This is a genomic window from Rhizobium sp. 05L419 (assembly GCF_056397845.1).
The window spans coordinates 371,347-398,160 of record NZ_JBFTOF010000003.1; the positions used below are offsets into that span (position 1 = coordinate 371,347).

The 26,814-nt window shown below is 60.6% G+C and carries 27 protein-coding genes; 17 read left to right on the top strand and 10 right to left on the bottom strand.

Annotation, left to right across the window (positions count from 1 at the left end; all coding sequences use genetic code 11):
* Positions 1-146: 146 nt before the first annotated feature.
* The 3 genes from AC1DMK_RS05840 to AC1DMK_RS05850 all read left to right on the top strand — a co-directional run bounded on the left by AC1DMK_RS05840 (position 147) and on the right by AC1DMK_RS05850 (position 2,316).
* A complete protein-coding gene (locus tag AC1DMK_RS05840) occupies positions 147-1,061 on the top strand; it encodes a DMT family transporter (RefSeq protein ID WP_037058594.1) in 915 nt (304 codons plus the stop codon).
* Positions 1,062-1,524: 463 nt separating this feature from the next.
* Positions 1,525-1,740, top strand: coding sequence for a cold-shock protein (locus tag AC1DMK_RS05845; RefSeq protein WP_003581120.1), 216 nt, complete (start codon positions 1,525-1,527; stop codon positions 1,738-1,740).
* 159 nt (positions 1,741-1,899) lie between these two features.
* Positions 1,900-2,316 (top strand): BA14K family protein, encoded by a 417-nt coding sequence (locus AC1DMK_RS05850; protein ID WP_477857715.1) that lies wholly within the window; start codon positions 1,900-1,902, stop codon positions 2,314-2,316.
* Positions 2,317-2,377: 61 nt separating this feature from the next.
* On the opposite strand, the gene AC1DMK_RS05855 is transcribed toward AC1DMK_RS05850, so the two are convergent.
* Positions 2,378-3,025, bottom strand: coding sequence for an MBL fold metallo-hydrolase (locus tag AC1DMK_RS05855; protein ID WP_037058596.1), 648 nt, complete (start codon positions 3,023-3,025; stop codon positions 2,378-2,380).
* Between the two features lie 285 nt (positions 3,026-3,310).
* Here AC1DMK_RS05855 and AC1DMK_RS05860 point away from each other — a divergent pair, with 285 nt between their 5' ends.
* Together AC1DMK_RS05860 and AC1DMK_RS05865 are read left to right on the top strand one after the other, a co-directional pair.
* Entirely contained in the window at positions 3,311-3,922 is a 612-nt protein-coding gene (locus AC1DMK_RS05860; RefSeq protein WP_477857668.1) for a DUF1236 domain-containing protein, read from the top strand.
* 234 nt (positions 3,923-4,156) lie between these two features.
* Positions 4,157-4,423, top strand: coding sequence for a hypothetical protein (locus AC1DMK_RS05865; RefSeq protein WP_037058599.1), 267 nt, complete (start codon positions 4,157-4,159; stop codon positions 4,421-4,423).
* 63 nt (positions 4,424-4,486) lie between these two features.
* Here AC1DMK_RS05865 and AC1DMK_RS05870 read toward each other — a convergent pair whose 3' ends face one another.
* Positions 4,487-5,374, bottom strand: coding sequence for a branched-chain amino acid aminotransferase (locus tag AC1DMK_RS05870; RefSeq protein WP_037058601.1), 888 nt, complete (start codon positions 5,372-5,374; stop codon positions 4,487-4,489).
* Between the two features lie 254 nt (positions 5,375-5,628).
* Here AC1DMK_RS05870 and AC1DMK_RS05875 point away from each other — a divergent pair, with 254 nt between their 5' ends.
* From AC1DMK_RS05875 to AC1DMK_RS05890, 4 genes are read left to right on the top strand one after another with little or no spacing between them, the layout of a single operon-like run.
* Positions 5,629-6,126, top strand: a complete 498-nt coding sequence (locus AC1DMK_RS05875) for a MarR family transcriptional regulator (protein ID WP_037058603.1) — start codon at positions 5,629-5,631, stop codon at positions 6,124-6,126.
* Entirely contained in the window at positions 6,127-6,828 is a 702-nt protein-coding gene (locus AC1DMK_RS05880; RefSeq protein WP_037058606.1) for a response regulator, read from the top strand.
* 28 nt (positions 6,829-6,856) lie between these two features.
* Positions 6,857-8,233: an ATP-binding protein gene (locus tag AC1DMK_RS05885; RefSeq protein WP_477857672.1), complete on the top strand. Its 1,377-nt coding sequence runs from the start codon at positions 6,857-6,859 to the stop codon at positions 8,231-8,233.
* A gap of 29 nt (positions 8,234-8,262) precedes the next feature.
* Positions 8,263-8,823 carry a DUF1349 domain-containing protein gene (locus tag AC1DMK_RS05890; protein WP_196246721.1) on the top strand — a complete coding sequence of 187 codons (561 nt, stop codon included), beginning with the start codon at positions 8,263-8,265 and terminating at the stop codon, positions 8,821-8,823.
* A gap of 38 nt (positions 8,824-8,861) precedes the next feature.
* Here AC1DMK_RS05890 and AC1DMK_RS05895 read toward each other — a convergent pair whose 3' ends face one another.
* The 4 genes from AC1DMK_RS05895 to AC1DMK_RS05910 form a co-directional block, all read right to left on the bottom strand.
* Positions 8,862-9,203 (bottom strand): tRNA-binding protein, encoded by a 342-nt coding sequence (locus AC1DMK_RS05895; protein WP_037058611.1) that lies wholly within the window; start codon positions 9,201-9,203, stop codon positions 8,862-8,864.
* A gap of 9 nt (positions 9,204-9,212) precedes the next feature.
* The gene (gene proC / locus AC1DMK_RS05900; protein WP_477857674.1) at positions 9,213-10,037 is read right to left on the bottom strand and encodes a pyrroline-5-carboxylate reductase; all 825 of its coding nucleotides are present in this window, start codon (positions 10,035-10,037) and stop codon (positions 9,213-9,215) included.
* A 1-nt stretch (position 10,038) separates the two neighbouring features.
* Positions 10,039-10,539 carry a type III secretion system chaperone family protein gene (locus AC1DMK_RS05905; RefSeq protein WP_037058615.1) on the bottom strand — a complete coding sequence of 167 codons (501 nt, stop codon included), beginning with the start codon at positions 10,537-10,539 and terminating at the stop codon, positions 10,039-10,041.
* Positions 10,540-10,929: 390 nt separating this feature from the next.
* Positions 10,930-11,190 (bottom strand): accessory factor UbiK family protein, encoded by a 261-nt coding sequence (locus tag AC1DMK_RS05910; protein ID WP_477857676.1) that lies wholly within the window; start codon positions 11,188-11,190, stop codon positions 10,930-10,932.
* Between the two features lie 192 nt (positions 11,191-11,382).
* Here AC1DMK_RS05910 and lgt point away from each other — a divergent pair, with 192 nt between their 5' ends.
* The 7 genes from lgt (at position 11,383) to AC1DMK_RS05945 (ending at position 17,917) form a co-directional block, all read left to right on the top strand.
* Entirely contained in the window at positions 11,383-12,231 is an 849-nt protein-coding gene (gene lgt / locus AC1DMK_RS05915) for a prolipoprotein diacylglyceryl transferase (protein WP_037058619.1), read from the top strand.
* A gap of 25 nt (positions 12,232-12,256) precedes the next feature.
* Entirely contained in the window at positions 12,257-13,357 is a 1,101-nt protein-coding gene (locus AC1DMK_RS05920) for a class I SAM-dependent methyltransferase (protein ID WP_477857678.1), read from the top strand.
* Between the two features lie 95 nt (positions 13,358-13,452).
* Positions 13,453-14,247 (top strand): peptidoglycan editing factor PgeF, encoded by a 795-nt coding sequence (gene pgeF / locus AC1DMK_RS05925; RefSeq protein ID WP_477857680.1) that lies wholly within the window; start codon positions 13,453-13,455, stop codon positions 14,245-14,247.
* A 5-nt stretch (positions 14,248-14,252) separates the two neighbouring features.
* Positions 14,253-15,404, top strand: a complete 1,152-nt coding sequence (locus AC1DMK_RS05930) for a M24 family metallopeptidase (RefSeq protein ID WP_037058624.1) — start codon at positions 14,253-14,255, stop codon at positions 15,402-15,404.
* A 104-nt stretch (positions 15,405-15,508) separates the two neighbouring features.
* Positions 15,509-16,336, top strand: a complete 828-nt coding sequence (locus AC1DMK_RS05935; protein WP_037058625.1) for a hypothetical protein — start codon at positions 15,509-15,511, stop codon at positions 16,334-16,336.
* A gap of 106 nt (positions 16,337-16,442) precedes the next feature.
* Positions 16,443-17,375: a ribose-phosphate pyrophosphokinase gene (locus tag AC1DMK_RS05940; RefSeq protein WP_037058627.1), complete on the top strand. Its 933-nt coding sequence runs from the start codon at positions 16,443-16,445 to the stop codon at positions 17,373-17,375.
* 101 nt (positions 17,376-17,476) lie between these two features.
* On the top strand, positions 17,477-17,917 hold the full coding sequence (locus AC1DMK_RS05945) for a Kazal-type serine protease inhibitor domain-containing protein (protein WP_037058628.1): 441 nt from the start codon (positions 17,477-17,479) through the stop codon (positions 17,915-17,917).
* 88 nt (positions 17,918-18,005) lie between these two features.
* Here the strand turns inward: AC1DMK_RS05945 and AC1DMK_RS05950 are convergent, their stop codons facing one another.
* The 4 genes from AC1DMK_RS05950 to AC1DMK_RS05965 form a co-directional block, all read right to left on the bottom strand.
* Positions 18,006-18,683 carry a peroxiredoxin-like family protein gene (locus AC1DMK_RS05950; RefSeq protein ID WP_037058629.1) on the bottom strand — a complete coding sequence of 226 codons (678 nt, stop codon included), beginning with the start codon at positions 18,681-18,683 and terminating at the stop codon, positions 18,006-18,008.
* A gap of 100 nt (positions 18,684-18,783) precedes the next feature.
* A complete protein-coding gene (locus AC1DMK_RS05955) occupies positions 18,784-22,023 on the bottom strand; it encodes an adenylate/guanylate cyclase domain-containing protein (protein WP_037058631.1) in 3,240 nt (1,079 codons plus the stop codon).
* Positions 22,024-22,161: 138 nt separating this feature from the next.
* A complete protein-coding gene (locus tag AC1DMK_RS05960) occupies positions 22,162-23,613 on the bottom strand; it encodes a hypothetical protein (RefSeq protein ID WP_477857682.1) in 1,452 nt (483 codons plus the stop codon).
* 79 nt (positions 23,614-23,692) lie between these two features.
* Positions 23,693-25,759 (bottom strand): putative bifunctional diguanylate cyclase/phosphodiesterase, encoded by a 2,067-nt coding sequence (locus tag AC1DMK_RS05965; protein ID WP_477857683.1) that lies wholly within the window; start codon positions 25,757-25,759, stop codon positions 23,693-23,695.
* Between the two features lie 334 nt (positions 25,760-26,093).
* Here AC1DMK_RS05965 and AC1DMK_RS05970 point away from each other — a divergent pair, with 334 nt between their 5' ends.
* Positions 26,094-26,702 carry a 50S ribosomal protein L25/general stress protein Ctc gene (locus AC1DMK_RS05970; RefSeq protein WP_037058634.1) on the top strand — a complete coding sequence of 203 codons (609 nt, stop codon included), beginning with the start codon at positions 26,094-26,096 and terminating at the stop codon, positions 26,700-26,702.
* Positions 26,703-26,814 lie beyond the last annotated feature (112 nt).

Below are 26,814 nucleotides of genomic sequence, written 5' to 3' on the forward strand. Positions count from 1 at the left end.
TTTTTGCTTCCAGCGACGATCGAAACCGATGTCCGCGGCACTTCGCTCTGCGGTCGAAAACGCGACATTTTTCGCCCTTGCCCAACTGAAAGGCAACTGTTAACGCTCGCGGCACAATACCGCCCACTCCCCACATCGAGGACGAAATGACGCGCGTTCAGGCGAATCTCCTTCTGTTGCTTGCTGCTGCCATTTGGGGCGGTGGCTTCGTCGCCCAGTCGACGGCGATGAAGGCGATCGGGCCGTTCTGGTTCATTGGCCTGCGCTTCGCCGTCGCAACCGTTGCTGTGTTGCCCTTCATGCTGCTCGAAGCCCGCAAGGCAACCGCAAAGACGACGCCTCGCCACTTCAAACTCTACCTGTTGACGGGCCTTGCGCTGTTTGGCGGCGCCGCGACGCAGCAGCTCGGCCTGCAGACGACGACGGTCACGAACTCTAGCTTCATCACTGGGCTCTACGTCGTCTTCGTCCCGCTGATTGCCGTCGTGTTCCTGCGCCGGTCTCCGCACCGGATCATCTGGCCCGGAGCACTGATGGCGGTCTCGGGCATCTTTCTGCTGTCCGGAGGTCAACTGTCGGCCCTTTCGCAGGGCGATCTCCTGACGGTCGTCTGCGCCATCTTCTGGGCGGGACAGATCACGCTGGCAGGCATCGCCGTATCGGAAAACGGCCGGGCTCTTTCTCTCGCCACCGCGCAGTTCGCCGTCACCGCCGTCTGCGCGCTCGCCGTTGCCATCGTGACCGAACCGATCACCTGGACAGCCGTCCGGACGGCCGCGCCCGAGATCCTCTATGTGGGGCTCTTCTCCTCGGGCGTCGCCTTCTCGCTTCAGATCATCGGCCAGCGCTACACGACGCCGTCGCAGGCGGCGATCTTCCTGTCGTCGGAAGCGCTCTTTGGCGCTTCGCTTGGCGCCCTGCTTCTCAACGAGACGATTCCGCCAATCGGCTATGCCGGCTGCGCGCTGATGTTCCTAGCCATGCTTCTGGTTGAAATCGTACCCGAGATAACGCGGCGCCGCGCCTCGAACAGGCTGGAAACGAGCCAAAATCTGGGGTGACAGCGAAAAGATGAAAAATTCTTTAACGTTCAACTGGTCGCGCTAGCGTTGCACTTTTGGGAAAATCTGCCCCTAAACTATATTGCAGACGATGCAAAACGTTAATCAGCGCTTGCTTATGAGCGATTTTTTTCGCGAGAGGCAAATTGAGCCGCCGGTACGCGTTCGCCAGGGCCGCTCCACAAGAAAACTTTTGCTTGCCAAAATTTAATAATCGCAGCACTCTCATGGCGTTCGGGCATTTTGCGAGCATGGGAAGTCCTTAATAATATGCGCGCCGGAGACGCTAATATTCCGGTCTGCTGGTTCCGATAACTCGGGCAAAAGTCCCGTGGCGAACCGGCAGAGTAAGAGGGGACCTTTTTCTCACATTTCAATAATTGCCTGCTAGCGCCTCCGCGAGGGGGCATTATCAGTGATGCTGCCCGTGTGGATGGCGGGCAGAGACAAAAGGACCTGACGCATGGCCGAGACTGGCACTGTAAAATTCTTCAATACCGACAAAGGCTTCGGCTTCATCAAGCCGGACCGTGGCGGCGCGGATATCTTCGTTCACATTTCAGCCGTTCAGGCTTCGGGTCTTGCCGGACTGACGGAAAACCAGAAGGTAAGCTTCGACACGGAGCCGGATCGCCGCGGCAAGGGCCCGAAGGCCGTCAACCTTCAGATTTCGGGCTGACACCCTTAGCCCGTTGACACCTTAGCCAACGTTGTCAATTCGAGTTGAAGCCCGGCAGGAATGCCGGGTTTTGTCGTTCAGCCTGTATTCACGTGCCGGCCCTTACCCTGACATCATCAAGGTGCAAGACCGGTGATCAGTTGAACAGGACAGGACATGATGAATAGCCTCGCCAAAACCCTCTTTCTGACGGCAACCGCTGCTGCCATCACATTCTCGTCGATCGGTGTGGCATCGGCTGACGATTGGCGCTATCGCCATCATCACAACAACAACGATGCGCTCGTAGGCGGTGCAGTCGGTCTTGCGACCGGCCTGATCGTTGGCTCGGCTATCGCCAACGCTCCGCGTTACGACGAACCACGCTACATCGACCCACCTTATGAGTATGACGATGCGCCGGTCTATCGCGCTCCACCGCCCCGCTACTATCGCCCGGTGCCTGTCCGTGCTTCGGTCGAGCCATGGACCCCGCAGTGGGAACGTTATTGCTCCTATCGCTATCGCTCGTTCGACCCGCAGAGCGGAACCTTCATCGGCAACGACGGCCGCGACCACTTCTGCGTAGCGAACTGATCGCAACGTCCGCCGAGCAGACCAGGCGCCGCTTTCCAGCGGCGCTTTTGTTTTGAGCGGGTCAGATGCCCCGCAGGTAGGGATTGTTGCGTCGCTCGTCGCCAATTCGACTGCCGGGACCATGACCGCAAATGAAGCCGACGTCGTCGCCCAAAGGCAGCACTTTCTCTCGAATGGAATCCAGCAGTTGCTGGTGGTTGCCGCCGGGCAGATCGGTGCGGCCGATCGAGCCGTTGAAGAGCACGTCGCCCAGGTGCGCAAAGTTCTGCGCGCGGTTGAAGTAGATGACATGGCCGGGAGCATGCCCCGGCGTATGGTACACCTCGAATGTATGTTCGCCGAAGGATACCGTGTCGCCGTCCTTCAGCCAGCGATCGGGCACGACGTTCTGCATGCCCGCCGGCAAGCCGTATTTCTGCGACTGCGTCTCGATGCGCGCCAGCAGCGGAAGATCGTCCTCATGCGGCCCGACGATATCGATGCCCAATGCTTCCTTCAGCTCCTTGGCGCCGCCGGCATGATCGAGATGTCCGTGCGTCAGCCAGATCTCCTTGATCACCAGGTCGTTCTCGCTGACTGCCTGCAGAATGATCGGCACATCGCCGCCAGGATCCACCACGACACCTTCCTTGGTCTCGGGATCGAATAGGATCGTGCAGTTTTGCTGGAACGCCGTTACCGGAATAATCCCGGCCTGGAGCATGCTCATGAGGGCCTCGCTTCTCTTTCTGCGCGACAGGTATAGTCCGGAATCGGAGCCTGCACAGCCGCCATTTTTGTAAACACTGCGTCATTTCCCCGCGGCAAGAGGTTGGCGGATCACGAAAAATCACAACGGTGAAACCCATAGTGATACTGATTGGCAATGGAGATCTATTTTATATTTCAAACGCTTAGAACGGGACAAAACCGTTACCCTCCTCCCATGGCGGGAAATCTGGGAACCTCGCGTCAGGCCGGACGTTACCAACCCATTGGAAGAAGGAGAACCAAGATGACCTTGAAGCGAGAACTTTTCCTGGCTGGCGCAATCGTCGCGGCAAGCGCCGGATTGGCCCAGGCGGAAATGGCGGCGACGGCCATCGACGATCTTACGATCCATGCCGGCCCCGGCACGCAGTACCCGTCAGTTGGCGTGGCCACCCGCGGATCGGAAACCATCCTCGACGGATGTATTCAGGATAGTCGCTGGTGCCGTGTCGATGTCAATGGTGTTCGTGGCTGGGTCTACGCACAATATTTGCAGATGGACCAGGGTGGTGATACCGTGATCGTCCAGGGCCACCGCGACGACCTTGGCGTTCCCATCGTCACCTATGAGACGACGGCCAGCGTCGCTCCGGCCGAACCGGCCCCGGGTGACGAGTTGCTCGGCCCGGTCGGCTCGGTGGAGGCGATCGATCCTCCCGACACAGTCACGACCTATATCGAGACCAATCCCGGTCGAACAGTCGAGGTCGGCGGCGATGTCGTTGTCGGCGCCGAAGTTCCCGGAGACGTGACTTTCCAGGAGATTCCCGACTACCAGTATCGCTATGCGCGCATCAATGACCGACCGGTTCTGGTCGATCCAGCCAGCCGACGCATTGTCTATGTCTATCAATAGCAGCGATAATGAGCGGGCGGCCCCAGAGGGCCGCCTTTTGCATTGGAATGCAGGACAGAAAATTTTCACGTATGGGTTGCCATCCATTTCGCTTCCGTGATTCATATGCTAAAATACTGATATTCAGACGATATCCCTGTTCCCATCGGACGCCGGATCGACTGTATGACTGGTCATCACATTGGAGATGGCGCAGTCGGCGATGCGTTTGAGGAAACGCGAAGGAGGGAAATCATGGAAGCCTTACTACCACTCATCACACAAGTGATCGCGGGCGCGGTCGGCGGCAATGTCGCAAGCGGCGCCCTGAAGCAGGTTGCGATCAGCACAGTTGCCAGGACGATCGCCGGCGCGATCGGCGGGATCGGCGGCGGCATTCTTTTGACCATGTTCGGCGGCGAAGCCCAGTTGACCGGGTTGATCGCCGACGGCATCGGCGGCCTGATCGGCGGCGGCATCCTGTCGACGATCGTCGGTGCCGTTGTCGCCAAGGCAAGATAGGACGCACACAAGATAAACGGCCGGCTGCCTTCAATGGAAACCGGCCGCAGCTCTCAAGCCATGTTATCCGGCCGCAGCAGCCGGGTTAACTTCCCTGACGTAGTCGTTCATCAGCGTCTCGGAGATTGTCGAGGGCGTGAACCTGTAAGGTCCGATTTCAGAGACGGGGGTCACTTCAGCGGCAGATCCGGTCAGGAAGCACTCGCTGAAGCTTGAAAGCTCTTCAGGCATGATGACGCGTTCGACGACGTCAATCCCGCGACGCTTGGCAAGCTCGATGACGGTTTGCCGGGTGATGCCGTTGAGGAAGCAATCCGGCGTCGGCGTATGGATGACACCATCCTTGACGAAGAAGATGTTTGCGCCTGTCGCCTCTGCGACCTGGCCGCGGTAGTCGAGCATCATTGCATCGGCATAGCCCTTGGCTTCGGCAGCGTGCTTCGAAATGGTGCAAATCATGTAGAGCCCGGCTGCCTTGGATGAGCACGGCGCCGTTTTTGGGTCCGGGCGTCGATACTCGGCAATATCGAGACGGATTCCCTTGAGCTTTTCGGCCGGATTGAAGTAGCTGCCCCACTGCCAGATGGCGATCGCGACGTTGATACGGTTCGACTGCGCCGAAACGCCCATCATTTCGCTGCCGCGCCATGCGATCGGTCGGACATAGGCCTCGGAAAAGCCCTGGCGCTCCAACAGCTCGACCGTCGCCGCATCCAGTTCTGCAACGGAATACGGAACCTTGAAACCCAGGATTTCCGCCGACCTGTGCAGACGTTCGTTGTGCTGCGTGAGTTTGAAGACCTTGCCGCCATAGGCGCGTTCGCCTTCAAACACGGCACTTGCATAGTGGAGGCCATGCGTCAGCACATGGATCTTCGCATCCTTCCACGGAACGAACTCACCGTTGAACCAGATTTCGCCATCCAGCTGATCGAAAGGAACTGAAGCCATCCTGCCCTCCTCGGCGCGCCTACGCCATGCCTGTTGATTGTTGTCCCAAATACGTTCTATCCACTGAAGTAGGGGAAATTGCGCGTCGTAATGGGAGTTTTGCGAAGACGGGTCGGGTTTCCGGTGGAAACAGCGATCTCTTCGGCTTCGCAAAGCCCGGGGAAGCTAGCAATGACGTAAAATTATGTCAATAAAGCTGACATATTTTTTCAGATCGTTCCCGAAAGACGCCGGATAAGAAAGGAAACGCCAAATTGGCACGACAGACTAGCCCGAAAGCCGGCAAGCCAGAGCCGCTGAAGATGCCGATGGAAAACACCGATTCCATCGACTTCGACATCATCGAGCTGCTGTTTTTCTCCTATCGCGACTTCGTTTCCGACCCTGATGCCATTCTGTCGGAAAGCGGCTTCGGGCGGGCGCACCACCGCGTGGTGCATTTCGTTAACCGAAACCCCGGCATGACCGTTGCCGATCTTCTGGATACGTTGAAGATTACCAAGCAGAGTCTCGCACGGGTACTCAAACAACTCATCGATTCGGGGTATATCAGACAGCTTGCGGGGCCTGAGGACAGACGGCAGCGTAAACTCTACCCGACAAAGACAGGGCGCGAACTTGCCTTTGCACTGGCAGAGCCGCAATCGCGCCGTATTGAGAGAGCATTCGACGGAGCTTCTCCGGAAATACGGGAAGGCGTGAAGGCCTTTCTGAGGGGCATGCGGAACAGACAAAACTCGAAAGCGGACTGAATGGCGGCGAAGACAGTTATTTCGGACGATGCGGCGCATTTGCTTGTTGTGGACGATGACACGCGCATTCGCGCCCTGCTGAACCGTTACCTGACCGAGAACGGTTTCCGGGTAACGGCGGCGGCCGACGGCGCCGAGGCCCGACGCAAGCTTGCGGGCCTCGACTTCGATTTGATCATCATGGACGTGATGATGCCGGGCGAATCCGGGATCGACGTCACGAAGGGCCTGCGCACGATCAAGAGCGTGCCGATCATCATGCTCACAGCGCTCGCGGAATCGGGCAGCCGCATTGCCGGTCTGGAGGCTGGCGCCGACGATTACCTTCCCAAGCCTTTCGACCCGCGCGAACTCGTTCTGCGCATCAACAACATTCTGCGCCGCAATGCCTCGAACGACGCACCGAAGATCGAACAGGTGATGTTCGGCCCCTACACCTTTTCGCTGACCCGCAAGGAACTGAAAAAGGCTTCCGAAGTCGTACGTCTAACCGACCGGGAGCAGGAAATCATGCTTCTGTTCGCCAAACGCGCGGGCGATACCATTCCGCGTCACGAGCTGATCGGAAGCGACGTGGACGTCGGCGAGCGAACGATCGACGTGCAGATCAACCGCTTGCGCCGCAAAATCGAGGACGACCCCGCAAATCCGGTCTGGCTCCAGACGGTTCGTGGTATAGGATATCGGCTGAGCATCGATTGAGGACCCAACGTCAGGACCGGCGATCTAGATGGTGACATTCGATTCCCTGCGGCGCGAGGACCGCTCGCCTGTCCACGGATGGCGATGGCTCGGCCGCTGGCTGCGCCGCCAGCTGCCCAAGGGCCTCTATGTCCGCTCGCTTCTCATCATCATCATACCGATGGTGCTGCTGCAATCCGTCGTCGCCGCACTCTTCATGGAGCGGCACTGGCAGATGGTCACACAGCGGCTCTCGATGGCCGTGACCCGCGATATTGCAGCGATCATTCAAATGATCGAGACCTATCCCCAGGATACCGATTATAGCGAAGCAACGCGCATCGCCCGCGACCAGCTCGGCCTGCAGATATCGATCGAACAGGATGGCGAACTCCCTCCACCGCGCATCAAGCCGTTCTTCTCGATCCTGGACGGCATTTTGAGCGATGAGATCAGCGATCAGATCAAGCGCCCGTTCTGGATTGATACGGTAGGCGACTCCAACCTTGTGGAGATCCGGGTAAAGCTCAAGGACAAGATACTGCGCGTACTTGCCAGGCGCAGCCAGACCTACGCCTCCAATACCCATATTTTCATCGTGTGGATGGTTGGCGCGTCGCTCGTGCTGATCACCATCTCCATTCTCTTCCTCCGGGGCCAGATCCGCCCGATCCAGACGCTGGCTGCCGCCGCCGAAAGCTTCGGCAAGGGTCAGAAGGCCGAAAACTTCTATCCGCGCGGCGCAGACGAAGTCCGCCGCGCCGGACTGGCCTTCATTCTCATGCGCGAACGTATCGAGCGCCAGATGGAGCAGCGCACCGCCATGCTGACCGGTGTCAGTCACGACCTGCGCACTATCCTCACCCGCTTCAAGCTACAGCTTGCGCTCGCGGGCGATCATCCGGATTTGCATGGATTGAACGACGACATCAATGACATGCAATCGATGCTGGAAGCCTACATGGCCTTTGCCCGTAGCGAAGTCGAAGAGGATGTCGGCGAACTGAAGCTCAGCGAGCTCTTTGAAAAACTCGAACCTGACTTCGCCCTGCATGGCAAGACGCTCACCTATGCGATCGAAGGCGACGACAGCATTTCGGTCCGTCCGACCGCCTTCACCCGCCTGGTAACCAACCTCGCCTCCAACGCCCGTCGCTATGCCAACACGCTCAACATAGACGCCAAGCACAGTGCGAAATGGCTGACCATCACCTTCGACGACGACGGCCCGGGAATTCCGGAGAAGAATCGCGAAGACGTCTTCAAACCCTTCTTCCGGCTCGACGAAGCGCGAAACCTCGACGCATCKGGCACCGGTCTTGGCCTTGCTATCGCCCGTGATATCGCCCGCAGCCATGGCGGCAACGTCACGCTCGGCGACAGTCCGCTGGGTGGTTTGCGTGCAACCATCCGCCTGCCTGCGTGAGACATCAGTTGACCATCGCTGCAAATGAGATGAGGTGGCTCAATCCACCGCCTTTCGCCGAAGAGCGCGACGGCGCGCTGCATGTTCGCTCGGGCGAAAAGACCGATTTCTGGCAGGGGACCTACTACGGCTTTCATCGCGACGACGGGCATTTCCTGCATCAGCCCCGACGTGGCGATTTCACCGCTGAACTCTGCTTCTCGGGGCGCTACGAGGCATTGTACGATCAAGCCGGCATCATGCTGCGCGCCGACGCCAAGCATTGGATGAAATGCGGAATCGAATATACGGACGGAGCCAGATATTTCAGCGTCGTAGTGACCAACGGCAATTCCGATTGGTCGGCCTTCCGGATCGATCATGATTTTGAACGGATGTCCGTGCGGGTCACACGCAATCGCGATGCCCTCTTCATCCAGTACAAGACGGATCGCAAGGCAGAATGGCAAATGGCCCGCCTCGCCTGGTTCGACTCGGCCTTCGAGGAATTGGCGGTCGGCCCGGCTTTTTGCTCACCGCAGCGGGCGGGCTTCGAAGCCGTATTCCACGACTACATCCTCACAGACCCGCTTTCCCGAGATATCCATTGATCAAATCAGTCTTCGCTGATCCCATCAGTATCCACTGATCACATCAGCTTCCTGCCGTTCGGCACCGGCTTGTCGGTCGCGGCAAGCACGATAGCGCCCGCCTCGTCCTCGAAGCCGAGCGTCAACACTTCGGACCGGAACGGGCCGATCTGGCGCGGCGGAAAATTGACGACACCGAGAACCTGACGCCCGACAAGGCTCTCCAGCGTGTAGTGGACGGTAATTTGCGCCGACGATTTCTTGACGCCGATCTCGGGACCGAAGTCGATGAGCAGCTTGATCGCGGGCTTGCGTGCCTGCGGAAAGGGAGACGCTTCTATGATCGTGCCAACCCGAATGTCGACGCGCTCGAAATCCGCATATGTAATGTCTTCGGTCATGACGGCGCCTCAGCCGGCAAGTTCTTCGGCGCGCTTGCGCGCAGCCGCGAGCGCCTTGTCGAACAACGGCTGCATCGCGTCTTCGGCCATCAGCACAGAAAGGGCTGCCGCGGTCGTGCCGCCCGGAGACGTTACGTTCTGTCGAAGGCGCGAAGCGTCGTCGGGGGACTGATGCAAGAGTTCACCAGCCCCCGCGACTGTTTCCCGTGCGAGGCGCATGGCAAGGTCCGCCTGCAGGCCGAGTTTGCGGCCTGCTTCTGCCATGCACTCGACGAGATAAAACACATAGGCCGGACCGCTCCCGGACAGCGCCGTGACCGCATCGATATCGGCTTCATCAGGCACCCACTCGACAGGACCGGATACGCGCAAAAGCGCGTGGACGTGGTCGCGCTGCGCCTGCGTGACGCGGGCGTTGGCAAAGGCACCCGTTACGCCGCGCCCCACCATGGCAGGCGTGTTCGGCATGGCGCGGACCATCGCGGCCTCGCCGAGATGCTTTTCGAGAAAACCGAGCGTCTTTCCGGCCGCAACCGAGACGACCACCGTCGCGGCGCCGACCGCGTTCTTGACCAGGGGCAGAACCGCTTCCATCACCTGCGGCTTGACGGCAAGAAACAGCACGCCCGCGGTCATCCCGGAAGGGGCAGCCGTCACATGCGTCGCGCCAGCGGCCTTGATGATCTCCATCATCTGGGCCGAAGGACCCGGATCCACAACGACCACCGAAGCTCCCGGGACACCATTCTTCAGCCAGCCGGAAAGCATCGCGCCTCCCATGTTGCCGGCACCGACGAGAACGATTGCGCCCGAAGACGAAAGCTCTGACGACATTTTACGCTTCACCTACCGTTTCAAACAGAACAGCTTCCATCGCGCGGTTGGCTTCCATGCCCGACCAGATCACGAACTGGAAAGCCTGATAATAGGCTTCGCAGGTATCGAGCGCGCTGGCGAGCAGCACCTCGACCTGTCGGTTCGTCGGTTCGGCACCGCCGGCAAGCAGGAGAGACTGCCGGAAGATGATAACATCCTCCTGGCGCCAGACATCGAAGTGTCCCATCAGCACCTGGCCGTTGATCGCAGCCAGAAGCCGGGTGACCTCGTTCATCCGCTGCTCCGGCACCTTGATATCGAAGGCGCAGCCGAGATGCAGTGCTTCAAATTCTTCCATCCACGAAAAGGAGACGTGGTAGTCCGTCCACTTGCCTTCGACCGTCATTGCGATCTCATCATCGCCGGACCGCTCGAAAGCCCAGTCGTTGTTGGCGGCGACGTACTCGATCATATCGACCGGATTCGACTGACGCTCGACTTCCAATTCCATGAGGCTCATGCAGCACCTTCTTGACCGGAGTGAATGCGTAACGACTTTGTCCAACGACGCAGAAGAACACACACAGCTACCCGGAAACCACCAACCCAGATGATCGTTGAACCGCTTACCAGACTTACGCAGTGAACCTGCCCGGAGCTTACCAACCGCTTCGAATCATCATTTAAAATCAGTGTATAACGCACCCGGTGGCATGCCAGCCCCCAAAGGCCCGTTTTCGGAAACGCCACTGTGGAAAGGTGATTGGATTTGCTTTCAGAAGGGGGATTAAGCGACTCTGCGAATTGGCTTTTTTGGCAGTGTCCACAGGTGGATAACCGCACCGGCTTTTTTGGCCGTAGCCGCGGCGTGTCTCATAAAGGCCACACCGCAGCCTGTCTCAAAACGAGATTACTTGCCTTTCGCGGCCAGTTTTGCTTCCAGCGCTGCAATACGCGCCAAGAGGGCGTCGTTTTCGTCGCGCGCCTTGATCGCCATTTCGCGGACGGCCTCGAACTCCTCGCGCTTGACGATGTCCATGCCGTTCAGCCAGCGCTCGGCCTGCGCGCTGAACGCAGTCTCGATCTCCTTGCGCACGCCCTGGGCAGCGCCGGCGGCATCGGTCATCAGCTTGGCGAACTCGTCCATGATGCGGTTTGCTCCAGTCGTCATGGCGGTCTTCTCCCTTGTAAGTGAACGGGTTCGGCCTGTACGGCCCCTGACGATGAGGTAGGGCTTCGCCAATAAGGATGCAAGCGCTTTGCTCTGGATAAGCACCCTCGCGCAATACGGATCGCCAACAATCGACTTGACCGTCTGCGGGCGTAGCGCCATGTTCCGCCGACATTAACGGATGGGAACACCTTGCCGATAGCTGCCAACCTCCTGGCCATCATGCCTTTCCCGGATATCGATCCGATCGCCTTTTCGATCGGCCCCCTCGCCATTCACTGGTACGGTCTCGCCTATGTCACCGGCATCATGCTCGGCTGGTATTATGCGCGGTTGATCGCAGCCAACGACCAGCTCTGGCCCGGCAACATCTCGCCGATCTCAAGGACACAGCTCGACGACTTCATCGTCTGGGTGGCGCTGGGGATCGTGCTTGGCGGACGCATCGGCTACATCCTGTTCTACGACCTGCCCTCGGTGATCGACAGCCCGATCCGCGCGATCCAGATCTGGAACGGCGGCATGTCCTTTCACGGCGGACTGGCAGGCACGACGATCGCGATGATCGTCTTCGCGCGGCGCAACGCTATTGCGATGTGGAGCCTTTTCGACATCGTCTCGGCCGTCGTTCCTATCGGGCTGTTCTGCGGCCGCATTGCCAACTTCATCAACGGCGAGCTCTGGGGCCGGCTGACAGATGTGCCATGGTCGGTCGTGTTCCCGACGGGTGGCCCCTTTGCCCGCCACCCCAGCCAGCTCTACGAAGCCGGCCTAGAGGGCATTGTGCTGCTCCTTGTGCTCGCCCTGTTGATCTATGCGTTGCGTGCGCTGAAGACGCCCGGGTTTGTCACCGGCGTGTTTGTGTGCGGATACGCGCTTTCGCGTATTTTCGTTGAATTCTTCCGTGAACCGGATGCCCAGCTTGGCTATCTTCTCGGCACCGGCTGGCTGACGATGGGTATGGTCCTGTCGTCTCCCATGCTTCTACTTGGCGTCTGGGCCATGATCCGTGCCCGCCGGCAGGCTGCCCTGCAGCACTGATCTCGGCTGTTGGAGGAGGAGAACCATGACCACCGCACTCGGTGAGAAGATCAAGGCGATCATCCAGACGAATGGACCGATCAGCGTGACCGATTTCTTTTCGCTCTGCCTTGCTGATCCCGAATACGGCTACTACCGGACCCGCGAACCCTTTGGCAGTTCTGGCGATTTCGTGACCGCGCCAGAAGTCAGCCAGTTGTTCGGCGAAATGATCGGTGTCTTCATCGTTCACGCCTGGCAGCGCCACGGCACGCCGGCTGACGTCAGGCTCATCGAGATTGGACCCGGCCGCGGCACGATGATGGCCGACATGCTGCGCGTGATCTCTCGCCTCGCGCCGCCTCTCTTCGAAAATATGACGGCGCACCTCGTCGAGACCAGCGAGCGCCTGCGTGACATCCAGCAGCAAACCCTGGTGGACCACGCTGGCAAGATCGAGTGGCACACGGATTTCGACGACGTGCCACCGGGCTTCACGCTGATTGCTGCCAACGAGCTCTTCGACGCCATCCCCATCCGACAGTTCGTGAAGACCGCGACCGGTTTCCGGGAGCGCATGGTCGGCCTCGACGCCGATGACGAGCTGGCATTCGGCGCCGGGGTCGCAGGCATCGACCCTGCCCTGCTGCCGCAAGGGGCTCAGTCCATGCCTGCAGGTGCCCTGTTTGAGATTTCCCCTGCCCGGCAATCCGTGATGCTTGCAATCGCAGAGCGGCTCAAGCGTTTCGACGGAACGGCGCTGGCCATCGACTACGGTCATCTGGTCACCGGCTTCGGCGACACGCTGCAGGCCGTTCGCATGCATGAGTTCGATCCGGCGCTGGCCCATCCGGGCGAAGCCGATCTGACGAGCCACGTCGATTTTCAGGCGCTCGCCGAAACAGCCGCTGCGGCAGGGCTACATATCAACGGGGCGCTTCACCAGGGAGACTTCCTGGTCGGGTTGGGCATTCTGGAACGTGCGGCCGCGCTCGGCCGCGATCGTGAGCCGCGCATGCAGCAGATCATCCAGGCCGCCGTCGATCGGCTTGCCGGCGCTGGCGAAGGAAAAATGGGGGAACTCTTCAAGGTGATGGCGGTTTCTCATCCCGCAATCGGACTCATGCCCTTTCGCCCTGTGGATTGACAGAGCGCGCGCGGCTGGGCCAACATCCAGCGCAACGAAAACGCTGCGCCGAACAAGACGGCATAACAGTGCGAAAACCAATCTCGGAATTGCTGATGACACATGCGCCATCCCCGGCACCGATCCAAAGCGAGCTGCTGAACCAGGCGACATGCGGCGCAATCCTTCATGGCTATTTCACCCGGCAAGGAGGCGTGTCCGATGGCATCTATCGCGGCCTGAATGTTGGCCTCGGTTCGAATGACGACCGCGAGAGGGTAGAGGAAAACCGCCGACGCGTCGCAAGCTGGTTCGCGCTGCCGCTCGAACGCCTGGCGACCGTGCATCAGGTTCACTCGCCGGACGTGGTCGTCGTCGATGCCGCCTACAACGGTTCCCGTCCCGCAGCCGATGCGTTGGTAACCGCAACGCCGGGCATCGCGCTCGGTGTACTGGCCGCCGATTGCGGGCCGATCCTGTTCGCCGATCCGCAACAGCGCGTCATCGGTGCGGCCCATGCCGGCTGGAAGGGCACGTTGACCGGCGTCCTGGAGAACACAATCGATGCGATGGAGACGCTTGGCGCCAGGCGGGAGGCGATCGTCGCCTGCCTTGGACCGTCTATCAGCCGTCAGAGCTACGAGGTCGGCCCCGAATTCGTCGACCGCTTCGTCAGCCAGAGCAAGGCATACGAGCAGTACTTCACAGTATCGCCGAAAGCCGGGCATGCAATGTTCGACCTTCCCGCGCTCACCGTCGACCGGCTGCTCGCCGCAGGCGTCCGGGCCGAAAGCCTGGGGCTCTGCACCTACCCCGATAGCGAGCGTTTCTTTTCCTATCGGCGCACGACGCATAAACAAGAACCGGACTATGGCCGGCAGATTTCTGCGATTGCCATTAGGGAGATTTGAGCGCTATGGCCTTGCACTTCGAAAAGCCCGAATTCGCCAGCCGCCTCGCGCGCCTGACGGAAAAGATGCAGGAAGAAAAGCTCGACGCTGTCCTGCTCTTCGCCCAGGAGAGCATGTACTGGCTGACCGGCTACGATACCTTCGGCTACTGCTTCTTCCAGACCCTGGTGGTCAAATCCGACGGCACGATGGCCCTGATCACACGCTCTGCCGATCTGCGTCAGGCCAGGCAGACATCGATCCTGGAGAACATTCACATTTGGGTCGACCGAGTGAACGCCGATCCGACAGTCGACCTCAAGAACCTGCTGGTCGAAATGGACTTGCTGGGCGCCCGTATCGGCATCGAATACGACACGCACGGCATGACCGGCCGTGTCGCCCGCCTGCTCGACGCGCAGCTCGCGGCCTTCGGCCAGGTCGTCGATGCCTCCTACCTCGTCAGCCGCCTGCGCCTGATCAAGAGCCCGGCTGAAATGGAATATGTAGAACGCGCGGCAGCACTGGCCGATGATGCGCTCGATGCAGCGATCGCGCTCACGAAGCCCGGCGCGGACGAGGCCGATATTCTCGCCGCCATGCAAGGGGCGGTGTTTGCCGGTGGTGGCGACTATCCCGCCAACGAGTTCATCATCGGCTCGGCGCAGGATGCTCTCCTCTGCCGCTACAAGGCCGGACGGCGGAAGCTCGATTCCAACGACCAGCTGACGCTCGAATGGGCGGGTGCCTATGCGCACTACCACGCGGCGATGATGCGCACGATCGTCGTCGGCGAACCGGCCTATCGTCATCGCGAGCTCTACAATGCCTGCCTCGAAACCATCCAGGCGATCGAAACCGTCCTGAAGCCGGGCCATACGTTTGGTGACGTCTTCGACATGCATTCCAAGATCATGGACGAGCGAGGGCTTGCCCGCCATCGCCTCAATGCCTGTGGTTATTCGCTCGGCGCACGTTTCTCGCCGTCATGGATGGAGCACCAGATGTTCCACGTCGGGAACCCGCAGCCGATCGAGGCGGATATGTCGCTCTTCGTCCACATGATCATCATGGACTCCGATACGGGAACGGCAATGACGCTTGGTCAGACCTATCGGACGACCGAGGGAACGCCAAAAGCGCTTTCCCGTCATCCGTTGGACTTCCTCAATGCATGACGTAAAGCGTCCCGGCCAAGAATCCGCAATTGACACGGGCCAGCGCCGACCGTCATAAAGTTGGCAGGGGCTGGCACGCGCATGAGGGAAGGACGAACCGAGGGATGACGCGAGTTGCGACGGCGCCCACGCTCATGGCCTGCCTAACCCTGCTATCTGCCTGCAACACCACCGATGCCCTGACCCCGCTGGTCGACATCGGCGACACGTCAGGCAGCGTCCGCTCGTCTCCCGTGAGCCAGCGCGACGTCGAACGAATGGCGGGAACGGCGCCGCGCAGGCAGGCATTCGCAGCCGAGCCCCAGCAAGGCGGATACCATCCGGCCTATGTCCAGCAGACATACAGGCAGGGCACCGGCGCGCCTCCCACGACGATGGATGCGCAGGTACTGGCTCTCGATGGCGACGCCCGCTCGCCTGCAGCATCCGCCCCGATCCAGAGCAAGACGCTTTCGGAACCGGTCTCGAACGCCGAAGCAGAAGAACAGGACATGGTGGAGCAGCCGGCGCGGCAGCCGCCGGCACAGCAACACCAGACCGCGATGCTGAGTGCGGGCACAAGCCATGGCACGACCGTGCGTTTCCTGCCCATCATCGGCGCTCCGGTCCAGGCCGTAACCCCGTTGTCGCGGCAACTCGGCACCGAGGCGCGTTCGCACGGCCTTTCGATCAAGAGCTCCAATGACAACAGCAGCTCCTACATTCTGAAAGGCTATCTCTCAGCCTTCTCAGACAGCGGCAAGGTAACGGTCGTCTACGTCTGGGACGTGCTGGACAACGGCGGCGCCCGCCTGCACCGCATACAGGGACAGGAGAGCGTGCCGTCGGCGGCGCAGGATCCATGGGCCGCCGTCCCCGCCTCCGTCATGCAGCAGATTGCGTCGAAGACGATCACCGAGTTCTCCTCTTGGCGTGAAGCTCGCGGTGGCTAAGCCACAGGCTTTTTAGAAATAAGGACGCTTGTGGCGCCTTTGCGCTTGCATTCGGGAACAAGCTGGCTAAAAAGCGCGGCTATCAGCAGGTAACAGGCGGACCAAGATGAAGGTTTTCGCAGGCAATTCGAACCGGCATCTCGCCGAAGCGATCTGCAACTATCTCAATGTGCCTTTAGGCAAAGCCACCGTCAGAAGATTTGCCGATCAGGAAATCTTTGTGGAAATCCAGGAAAACGTGCGCGGCGAGGACGTCTTCCTTGTGCAGTCTACCTCGTTTCCTGCCAACGACCACCTGATGGAACTGCTGATTATGATCGACGCGATGCGCCGATCTTCGGCACGCCGCATCACGGCAGTTCTCCCCTACTTCGGCTACGCTCGTCAGGACCGCAAGCCCGGACCGCGCACGCCGATCTCTGCCAAGCTCGTYGCGAACCTGATCACCGAGGCCGGTGCCGATCGCGTCCTGACGCTCGACCTGCATGCCGGCCAGATCCAGGGCTTCTTCGACATTCCGACGGACAACCTCTATGCCGTGCCGATCCTGTCGCGCGACATAAAGGCAAACTACGACATCAGCAACGTCACGGTCGTATCGCCGGACGTTGGCGGCGTCGTCCGCGCCCGTTCGCTTGCCAAGCGGCTCGACTGTCTGCTGGCGATCGTGGACAAGCGCCGCGACCGCCCCGGTGAATCCGAAGTCATGAATGTCATCGGCGACGTCACCGGCAAGGATTGTATCCTGATCGACGATATCGTCGATTCCGGCGGCACCCTGGTCAACGCCGCAGAGGCGCTGCTGAAGAATGGCGCGACCAGCGTCACCGCCTATATCACGCACGGCGTGCTGTCGGGCGGTGCCGTGACCCGCGTCACCTCCTCCAAGCTTCGGGAGCTGGTGATCACCGACTCCATTCAGCCGACGACCGCAGTGCTGTCTGCCCACAACATCCGTGTGGTCAGCACCGGTAGCCTCATCGGTGAAGCGATCAACCGCACGAGCCAGGAAGAATCGGTTTCCAGCCTCTTTGACTGAGCCATCGCAGATCTACGAATAATTGCAGCGCTTTGCGCTTTCTCCTGATCAAACCTTCGGCTAGGAATGAGACGAAATCCAGCAGCAAGGGGGAAACGATAATGCTTGTCGGTTTCACAACGCCGAAAAAGCTCGCGCTGCTTTTTCTGATGCCCGTGCTCTCAGCATGCACCGCCGATATCGACCCCGGCTATTCGCGGCCGCCGCCGCGCCCTCGCCCGCCTCAGGCGCAAATGTGCACCATGGAGTATGCGCCGGTCTGCGGCCAGCGTGGCCCGCGCACACAGACGTTCGGCAATGCCTGTCAGGCCCGTAGCGAAGGGTTCCAGATCATCGGCCACGGCGAATGCCGCAGACAGCCGCCGATCACGCCGCCGCCCCGCCCAGAACCGCCTCGGCCCGACCGCCCCGCAGGCGTCTGCACCCGCGAATACAGGCCGGTCTGCGGCCAGCGCGGACGGCAGACGCGAACCTTCCCGAATGCCTGCGAAGCGGACAACAGCGGGTTCCGCATTGTCGGTCAGGGCCAATGCCGCCCGTGAGGCAGAACGGTCAGTGCTTCCGTTGAGACACACTCCGGTGGTGACGCTGGCGACCGTTTCCGTCATCGCGCCTGCATGAGACGAGCGGCTATGCGGCAATATGCGATGCCGCGGACATGACCTCTTGGGGAGCCGGAACGCCGAACAGGCGGCGCCCGTCGTCGACGACCTCCGTGAAACACCAACGGACGACACCGTCCCGGTCGAGCAGGAATTCGCCGATGAGCTGCCCCTCGCCGGTGGCGATCATGCTGCGGTCCTCATCCGTAAATTCGTAGCCGTCCGCCGTATCGAGATATTCGGTGGCTGCCATCACACCCATCGGCTCCGGCAGTTCGGGCATCTCGAGACGCATGGCACTGAGCGCATCGAGACTGACCTTGTAGGGCCAAGCCGTCTCGGACTCCGTAAATTCGATATTCGGAAGGCCGAAGGCGCGGTGCGATATCCGGTCGGGATCCGACGCCGCGAGCAGATTGGGAACAGGATGATAGCGGAAATAGAGGCGCGCGCGCTCAATCGGCGTGTTGACGATCGTCAGGCTTTCCACGCCCTTCTCGTGCAGGTCTCCCGCCAGACTTGCCATGGCGGCGATCTGCCGTCGGCAGAACGGGCAGTGCAAACCGCGAAACAGCCCGACCAGGACCGGCTTCTGCCCACGAAAATCGTCTATCGATATTTTGCCCTGGCGCGTGATCGCGTCGAGAATGACGTTGGGGGCGCGATCGCCCGGCTGCAAGGGTCTGTCGCTCTGGATCTCCGGCATGTTATCTTCCTTCGATGTTCGCCAGGCGCACTGTGCGTCGGTGGGGATAGGTTTCTAGGCGCCGCCCGCCGGCGCGCATCGAACTGCCAGCGGCGTTCGTTCAGTCAAGAAAGGGCAACACCACCAAAGCATCCGGATCCAGACCGTGTTTGGCGCAGACATCCTGAGCCAGCGTAAAGAACCGCTCGGCCTCGGCCATATCGTCGTTTTCCAGGTTCAGCGTCGCAAGCCCATCATAGCATGGAAACAGCAGTTGCGGCTCGCCAATTTCGGATGCTACCTTCAGCGCTTCCTCGTAATAGTCGCGCGCCAGTTTCGGCTGGCCATGACATTGATGGATCTGCCCAAGCACGATCAGCGGCACCGCCAGATGATCCCGCTGGTCGAGCGCCCGGTCGATCTCGATCGCCCTCTCGGCGGCCGGCACGCCCTCCTTGGCACAATTATCCGTGAACGTGCAGCAGGCGACCGCAAGGTTGGCATAGAGGCGCGCCTGGAAGGCGAGATCGGCGATATGCGTGGCTACTTCAAGGCCTTGCCGGCAGACCTTTATCGCACGCGCCGGATCGACGATCGTGTAGAGCACCCCGAGATTGGCGTAGGCACGACAGGCCGCACTCAGCAATTCCGCCTTCTCGGCAACCTCAAGACTTCGCTCGACCTCGCGCACGGCGTCGCGGTGATGTCCGAGGCGGGCGAGTGCTACCCCCTTGGTGTTCAGCGCCTCCGCGCGCACCTGCGCCGCCTCCGCGGTCGCGCAATCGGATGCATCGAGGCAGGCAAGCGCTTCATCGGCGCAGCGTGCGGCTGCGCGTTGATCGCCCATGCGAAAGGCAAGATGCCCACGCTCCTGCAAGAGATGCGCAAGCTCGATCGGCGCGTCGCACCGGCTCAGCAGCAAGGCGGCCTCGGCGAAATCGGCATCGGCGAGATCCCTCCTGCCCGCGTCCAGACGGAGGCGCCCAAGCTTGCGCAGGATTCTCGCAGCCGCGGGCAGGTTGGCGGCATCACGGAAGATCGCCAGCGCCAGCCCATAGTGATTGCGTGCATTGTCCCGGTCTCCGGCGGGACCGTAGAGGTCGGCAAGCCGCTCAAGCAGGTCAAGCCTCTGCGGCAGGATCGCGGCATTGTCGGCGATAGCCGCAAGCGCTTCGCGGTAGAGGCGAATGGCGTCATCGTTCGCATAGGTCTTGCGGGCCAGATCGCCCGCCGCCGTCAGGTAACGGGCGCCGCTGTCTATCTCACCGGCGAGACACAGGTGCCGGCCGAGCAACGCAATATCCTCGAGCCGCAACGGCGCCCCCTGATGCAGGGTCTCCATGGCGTGCCCTATGCGGGCATGCAACTCCCTGCGCCGTTGCAGCAGGAGGTTTCCGTAGATGACGTCATGCAACATCGCCTGGGTAAACCGATAGGAGCCGGCGGTTTTCGCAGGATCGCGACCGACGTCTTCCAGAATTTCCGCCTCGCACAAAAAATCGAGGCAGGGTTCGACGCGGGCGGGTTCGCACGTGACCGCCCGCAGCAGCGCGTCCTCGAAACGTGGTCCGATCACAGCGGCCTCCTGTGCAAGTCGCTTCACGTCCGAAGGTAGGCGGTCCACACGCGCCAGGAGCATCGCCTGCAGGCTCATGGGAATCTCCGTCCCCATTTCAGCACCCACAACGCTCCATCCCTCGCCGTCGAGCCTGACGATGCCGGTCTCGATCAAGCCCCGGACGATCTCTTCGATGAACAATGGATTGCCGCCTGCACGCATCAGGATGCGTGACCGCATGGTGGCGGGAACTGCACTCCCGGCGCCGAAGAATTGCGTGAGCAGCTTTTGACTGTCTTCCGGCGACAGTGGCCCGAGCCGCAAGACCGTGCGGCTGGTTCGGCTGGACGCCAGACCTTCGCTCTCTTCAGACGAACGGCCCGTTGTCAACATCATCAGACGTGCCCGCTCGAGCCTGTCGAGTACGAAGCGCAGCGTCTCGATGGAGGCGGCGTCGGCCCAGTGCAGGTCTTCCACGACGAGCAGAAGCGGGCTGAGTGACAGGCGCCGTTCGATGATCGTGCGCGTGGCATAGAGGATCTGACGCCGCAGCTTTTCCGGCTCCAAATGGCGAAGCGCCTCGCCCGGATCGCCGAAGCCGAAGACGCAGAAGAGCAGAGGCGTCAAACCGGCGACATCCTCATCGGGAAAATGTAGATCTCGCAGTCCCGATGTGAGCAGCTCCACCGTTCTCTGAGGGTTCTCGCGGTCGGCAATCCCATAGGCACTGCGCAGCACGGACGCCAACATGCCATAGGACTGCTCCCCGAGCGGCGAGCAGACGGCACGCCTGACAACGACATGCTGAAACCGAGTCTCGCCGGGAAGCCGCTCCAGGAAATCCTTGACCAGCCGCGATTTTCCGATCCCCGCCTCCCCGACGAGTTGGACAAGCTGCGCGCCCCCGCCGCAGGCAAGCTCCAGGCAATCGGTCATCCGCAGGAGTTCGGCATCTCGCCCGACGAGGTCGGCGTGCAGCCCGAGGCTTTCCAATCCGCGCACGGAGTACGGTGTCTCCAACGGTCCGACCAGCCGATGCACCTCGACATCGCCGCTCTTGCCGCGAAGCGCCTGCGCGCCAAGGCTCTCGAAGGCGAACGCATGTCGCGTCATCCGATGGGTCATCGGCCCCACCAGGATTGCCCCTGCATGCGCCATCGATTGGAGACGTTGGGCGGTATTCACGGTATCGCCGGTCACGGAATAGGAGCGCGACGACGACGCGCCGAAGCCGCCCGTGACGACCGGCCCGGTATTGATGCCGATATGCAATTGCAGGGGAACACCCTCCAGCGCCGGCCACCGGCGACCGACGCGCTCGGCGCCTGCCATCATTTCGAGCGCTGAGCGCAAGGCACGGTCGGGATCGTCCTCATGCGCCGTCGGCGCTCCAAAGAGCGCCAGCAAGGCGTCGCCCACGAACTTGTCGACGAAACCGCCATAGGCCTCGACTGCGTGCGTCAGTTCTTCGAAGACGTCGTTCTGCAGGGCCCGCATGACCTCTGGATCGGTCTTCTCGCTGAGTGTGGTAAAGCCGCACAGATCAGCGAAGAGCACGGTCAACGGCCGGCGATCGGCGCCTTCGTCGAGCGCCGGCGGAACCGGTTGACCTGGCGGGATGGCGTCTCCGCCGCGCGCGCGCACGGACGAACCGCCGATTGCGGTCCCGCATTTCGGGCAGAAGGCGAAATCAGGCTGGCAAGCTTCGCCGCACACGGCACATGTGGTCGCTTGCCGTGCGCCGCATTTCGGGCAGAACGCAAAGCCGCTCTCGATCGCAAAACCGCAGGCGGTACACTTCATGCAACCGACCTTGAGACGCCACGCGCCGTTCAGTCTCGACGTTCATGCTGGGCGGACGCCAGCGGTGTACAATGAACCTGCCGCGCCGCCCCCGCAAGGGACAAGGCTGCGCCCATTGCGAGCGCCGCACCTGCCCGTTTACTCAGCGCCTTTGACCACCTGTCCATTGATCGTAATGGCGCCGCTACGCGCGATGTCGATATCCCACCGCTGGCGCCCGTCAGCGTCCGCCTTGGCAAAGCCCTTGGCCATCATCAGCCCGAAGGAGACCTGGTTGAGATCTGGATTGGTCCTGGCCAACTCCTGGACGGCTGCGATGGTCTTGTCGAAGTCACGCGCCAGGATCGACGCCTTCATGGAGTATTCCTTCTGCGTCTTCGGATCGCCGCGAATCTCGCCTGAGATATCGGCATCGTAGACGCTCGAGACGACTGCAATCTTCGGAAACGCGACGACGAAATCGTGCCCTTCGATGAGCTTCTCGAACGCCTTCTCGCTGTCCCGGTCGGATGTGGGCTTGGAGAAATCGACCTTCAGAAGCTCGTCGCCGAAGGCCGCGAGGTCTATGTCAGGTAGAGCCAGCTGCACCTGAAGCGAATTGGGAACAAAGGCCGAATAGGCTGCCGGCACCAGCGAACTGTCGACGCTGATCTGCTGTGCCGCCATGCCGATATCGAAGCGCGTGGCATTGCTCGGCCCGCTCATTGCGACCGTATAGTCCAACGTCTTTGCGCCACCGTTCCCGGCAACGTTCGATACTGTCAGATTGTTGAGACTGATCGTTTCATTGAGGCTGGTCATCAATGGGAAAGCCTTTCGAAGCAGGCTCTTCAGCGCTTCACTATCGGCTCGGCGAAGCTTCTTTTCGTCAGCGTGATCAAGCACGAAGACGACGATATCGCGGATTTCCTTGGCAGCCACACCATTCACCGCAGCCGCAAAATCGACCGTGTCGGCGCGGATTTCGACTGGTGGAACGTTCCGGCCACTGACCGTCTCGACAAAAGCCTGGAATGTTCCGCTGCCTGCGAAGTTCGTTCGCCCGGCGGATGCGCTATCCGAGGAGGTAAGCTTGTAGTTCGAACTGTCAGCAGCGACGCTGACCTCCTCAGCATCCGTCGTCGACGAAAACCGCACCGCCTTGGACGAGAAATCGCCGGAGCGCAGATAACTGATCGCCGGATCGAACAGGCCGCTGAAGATCAGCGAATCCACCGTGTATGTGAAGTCGGTCTTTGGCTGGCCGGCTGCCGAAAAATGACCTGTGGCATTGAGGGAATTGTCGCCCTCGATCTTCCAGAGGCCGCCATCCTGCGGCGTTGCGAAGATCGACCACGGGGCGAGGCCGCTGATGGCAAAATCGGCGGGATTAATGTTCTTCAGCAGCTTTTCGAGATCGTAGATGATCTCGTAGCGGCTGCCGGCGGGATTGACGGTGACAAAACCATCCCTGCTCAATTGCTTCGGCAGCAGCTTCGTCAGATTTCTCTCGATGTCGCTTGCGCCCTGCTGATTGATCTCGGCCGCCTGCCCTGTCGACAGCAACCCGAGAACGATGGCACCCGTGACTGTTATGGCATTGAGCTTCATGCCGGATTCCCCCTTGGCGTTCATCGCACATGTGAAGTCGCTGAAGTTCGATGTCAACCCGTCAGCCCGGGCCCGATGCTCAGGCTGCGGCGTCCCGTGGCCCGTTGTCGGCTGCCACGGACCGCCCGTTCACAATCGCCTCGATGTCCTGACGCGGGGCCGGCTTGCCAAACAGGAAACCTTGTACCTGCAGGCAGCCCTCCCGGCGCAGGAACTCGATGTGCTCCTCCCTCTCCACACCCTCGGCGAGAACCGGAATGTCGAGGCTCTGTGCAAGAATGAGGGTGGAGCGCACGATGGCCGCCGACTGCTTGTTGGTAACGACACCATCGACGAAGGCGCGGTCGATCTTGATCTTGTCGAACGGGAAGCTTTGCAGGGTCGAGAGCGATGAATAGCCGGTACCGTAGTCGTCCATTGCCACTCTGACACCGAACGCCTTCAGGCGACGGATCGCGTTCAGCGCATGCGCATGGTCAGCAACGATGCCGGTTTCGGTGATCTCCAGTTCCAGGCGCGATGGCGCAAGTCCGGTTTCCATGAGTATCTGGTGAACGATCTGCGGCAGGCGGCTGTCGGCCAGCTGCTGCGCCGCGACGTTCACGGCAATGCGCAGCGGGTTCCTCCAGGTCGCGGCTTCAGCACAGGCCGTGCGCAGAACCCATTCGCCGAGCTCCATGATGAAACCCGTCTTTTCCGCGATCGGAATGAATTCGCTCGGAGAAACATATCCGCGCGTCGGATGGCGCCACCGCAACAGCACCTCCAGTCCCACCACCTCGCGGCTGACAGTGTCGTTCTGCTGCTGGTAAAACAGCAGGAACTCGTTGCGCTTCAGGCCCTCGCGCATCTCGATCGCCAAGGCGCTGCGCGCGCGCGCAGCTTCGTCCATTGAGGGATCATAGAAGCAGATGCTGCCGCCGACCGTCGTCTTTGCCCGGTACATGGCGACATCCGCCTGCGAAAGCAGATCGTCGATCGTCTGGGCCCGGTCCGGAAAGCTGGAGATGCCGATACTGGATCCGACGCAAAGAGACTGACCCTGCCACTCCACCGGCCGCTCGATTTCATCGAGCAAGCGCTGCGCCAACGCCGGAGCTTCGGACCGTGCAATGTGGTCGCGCATGACGACAACGAACTCGTCGCCGCCGACGCGAGCCGCAAATTGCCCCTTCCCGTTCACGGCGGTCAATCGCTCTCCTATCGCGCGCAGCACCGCATCGCCGGCTGCGTGGCCGTGCACATCGTTGATCTCCTTGAACCGATCGAGATCGAAGCAAAGGACTGCGATACTGTCCGCCAGGCCGCCAAGGCTTTTGGTCAGCGCCGGGAGATGTTCGTTCAATGCTGCCCGGTTCGCCAGATGGGTCAGCGGATCGTGAAGCGACAGATGCCGGTAGCGCGCAACCGCGGCCACGGTCGACTGCATGTCGATGATGTAGGTCGAGGCGCCGAGCAGAAGGATGATGATCATCACCGCCCCCACGAGGCTGGTCATGATCCCGACGGAGAGGATTTCAGCAGGAACGGAAACAGCCGCATCGGGCACGACCGTCATGCCGGCCATGCCGACGAAATGCGTGGACACGATGGCGAGGATCAGCGGAAGCGCTGCGCCGCATTTGCTGAAGCGTGTGGTGGGCCGGGCGACGCGGTTCGTCACCAGCGCGCCGAAAACGGCGGCGGTGATCAGGGAGCCAAGGACATAAGACCTGCTCCACTCGATATCCCCCGCAACCTTGAAACCGGCGATCCCGACATAATGCATCGCCGCGACGCCAAGGCCGACAATCACGCCGCCGGCCTCGATCAGTGCAGTTCTCTCGCGGCGCACGGAGGCAATACTGAACCCGATCATTGCAGAGCTGATCCCGATGAAGAGCGACAGCAGCGTCATTCCCGGCTCATAACCGGTCAGCGTTGGCGCATGATAGCCGAGCATGGCGATGAAATGCGTGGTCCAGATCGTCGCTCCACCGACAAACCCGGACAGAAACAGCCAGTTGACCCTCTGCAGGCCCTGGGTTCGTCTTACCTTGGAAAAGAGCCGGACCGTCAGCAGCGAACCGAGGACGCAAATGGCCGTTGCGAAAAGCAGATGCGGCAGGCTGTGTTCGACGGCGATACAGGAAATGATGCGGAGCATGCTGAAGGACCGTGTTGATGTCGGCTCTTCATAGCGTTGCGGACAGTAGCATTCCTTAACTGCGCATGAATTCCGTTCATATGGTTAAACGTTGACAACGCTATGCAACTCTGGATTCTCTGACACAACGACCGCTCGCCAACGGCTTGCCGGGATGTGGATACACTCGAAGGCCGGCCATCGCTTGCCTTTGCAGCACAACTATACTATAGCGCACGCGTCCGCGCAGACACCCTTGGAGGCAACGCGGATGAGGATGGGGAAACCCGCCTCCAGTTCCGCGACAGGCTTTTGCCGCCGCGGGGCTCTCCAAATAACCTCGGAAGGAAAAGTCATGAGCCACGAAAGCTACGAGCTCAAGGCCGAGGCGCGCGAACGGGTTGGTAAGGGGTCCGCCCGTGAACTTCGCCGCAACGGTTTAATTCCCGCTGTCATTTATGGTGACAAGCAGGCCCCCATTTCTATCGCTCTCAGCACCAATGAGGTGACGAAGCGCATCCACGCCGGCGGTTTCATGACCACCGTTGCAACGATCGAGGTCGACGGCAAGAAGTTCAAGGTTCTGCCGAAGGACTACCAGCTCGATCCGGTTCGCGACTTCACGATGCACGTAGACTTCCTGCGCGTTTCGGCAAACACCCAGGTCACCGTCGAGATCCCGGTTCACTTCATCAATGAAGAAAAGTCCCAGGGCCTCAAGATCGGTGGCGTTTTGAACATCGTTCGCCACGAGATCGAAGTTCATTGCCCGGCTGATGCGATTCCCGAATTCTTCAACATTGACCTCAGCGGCAAGAAGATCGGCGACAGCATCCACATTTCCGATGTCACCCTGCCAAAGGGCGTGACCACGGTTATCGACCGCGACTTCACGATTGCGACGATCATTGCTCCGGCAGCGGGCGTCGAAAGCACAGAAGAAGCTGGCGAAGCTGAAGCCTGATAGCTTCCAACAATTTGTAAAGCATAAGGCCCGCTTTCTCCTGAAGGCGGGCCTTTTCATTTGGGCAAAAGGGGCCGTTTCAGCAACATTTAATACATTTCGTGGAAGCATT

Excerpts from the sequence above, each read along its gene's own strand:
- AC1DMK_RS05840 (WP_037058594.1), top strand. The coding sequence starts at position 147 with ATGACGCGCGTTCAGGCGAATCTCCTTCTGTTGCTTGCTGCTGCCATT.
- AC1DMK_RS05845 (WP_003581120.1), top strand. The coding sequence starts at position 1,525 with ATGGCCGAGACTGGCACTGTAAAATTCTTCAATACCGACAAAGGCTTC.
- AC1DMK_RS05850 (WP_477857715.1), top strand. The coding sequence starts at position 1,900 with ATGAATAGCCTCGCCAAAACCCTCTTTCTGACGGCAACCGCTGCTGCC.
- AC1DMK_RS05855 (WP_037058596.1), bottom strand. The coding sequence starts at position 3,025 with ATGAGCATGCTCCAGGCCGGGATTATTCCGGTAACGGCGTTCCAGCAA.
- AC1DMK_RS05860 (WP_477857668.1), top strand. The coding sequence starts at position 3,311 with ATGACCTTGAAGCGAGAACTTTTCCTGGCTGGCGCAATCGTCGCGGCA.
- AC1DMK_RS05865 (WP_037058599.1), top strand. The coding sequence starts at position 4,157 with ATGGAAGCCTTACTACCACTCATCACACAAGTGATCGCGGGCGCGGTC.
- AC1DMK_RS05870 (WP_037058601.1), bottom strand. The coding sequence starts at position 5,374 with ATGGCTTCAGTTCCTTTCGATCAGCTGGATGGCGAAATCTGGTTCAAC.
- AC1DMK_RS05880 (WP_037058606.1), top strand. The coding sequence starts at position 6,127 with ATGGCGGCGAAGACAGTTATTTCGGACGATGCGGCGCATTTGCTTGTT.
- AC1DMK_RS05890 (WP_196246721.1), top strand. The coding sequence starts at position 8,263 with ATGAGGTGGCTCAATCCACCGCCTTTCGCCGAAGAGCGCGACGGCGCG.
- AC1DMK_RS05895 (WP_037058611.1), bottom strand. The coding sequence starts at position 9,203 with ATGACCGAAGACATTACATATGCGGATTTCGAGCGCGTCGACATTCGG.
- proC (WP_477857674.1), bottom strand. The coding sequence starts at position 10,037 with ATGTCGTCAGAGCTTTCGTCTTCGGGCGCAATCGTTCTCGTCGGTGCC.
- AC1DMK_RS05905 (WP_037058615.1), bottom strand. The coding sequence starts at position 10,539 with ATGAGCCTCATGGAATTGGAAGTCGAGCGTCAGTCGAATCCGGTCGAT.
- AC1DMK_RS05910 (WP_477857676.1), bottom strand. The coding sequence starts at position 11,190 with ATGACGACTGGAGCAAACCGCATCATGGACGAGTTCGCCAAGCTGATG.
- AC1DMK_RS05920 (WP_477857678.1), top strand. The coding sequence starts at position 12,257 with ATGACCACCGCACTCGGTGAGAAGATCAAGGCGATCATCCAGACGAAT.
- pgeF (WP_477857680.1), top strand. The coding sequence starts at position 13,453 with ATGACACATGCGCCATCCCCGGCACCGATCCAAAGCGAGCTGCTGAAC.
- AC1DMK_RS05930 (WP_037058624.1), top strand. The coding sequence starts at position 14,253 with ATGGCCTTGCACTTCGAAAAGCCCGAATTCGCCAGCCGCCTCGCGCGC.
- AC1DMK_RS05935 (WP_037058625.1), top strand. The coding sequence starts at position 15,509 with ATGACGCGAGTTGCGACGGCGCCCACGCTCATGGCCTGCCTAACCCTG.
- AC1DMK_RS05945 (WP_037058628.1), top strand. The coding sequence starts at position 17,477 with ATGCTTGTCGGTTTCACAACGCCGAAAAAGCTCGCGCTGCTTTTTCTG.
- AC1DMK_RS05950 (WP_037058629.1), bottom strand. The coding sequence starts at position 18,683 with ATGCCGGAGATCCAGAGCGACAGACCCTTGCAGCCGGGCGATCGCGCC.
- AC1DMK_RS05955 (WP_037058631.1), bottom strand. The coding sequence starts at position 22,023 with ATGAAGTGTACCGCCTGCGGTTTTGCGATCGAGAGCGGCTTTGCGTTC.
- AC1DMK_RS05960 (WP_477857682.1), bottom strand. The coding sequence starts at position 23,613 with ATGAAGCTCAATGCCATAACAGTCACGGGTGCCATCGTTCTCGGGTTG.
- AC1DMK_RS05965 (WP_477857683.1), bottom strand. The coding sequence starts at position 25,759 with ATGCTCCGCATCATTTCCTGTATCGCCGTCGAACACAGCCTGCCGCAT.
- AC1DMK_RS05970 (WP_037058634.1), top strand. The coding sequence starts at position 26,094 with ATGAGCCACGAAAGCTACGAGCTCAAGGCCGAGGCGCGCGAACGGGTT.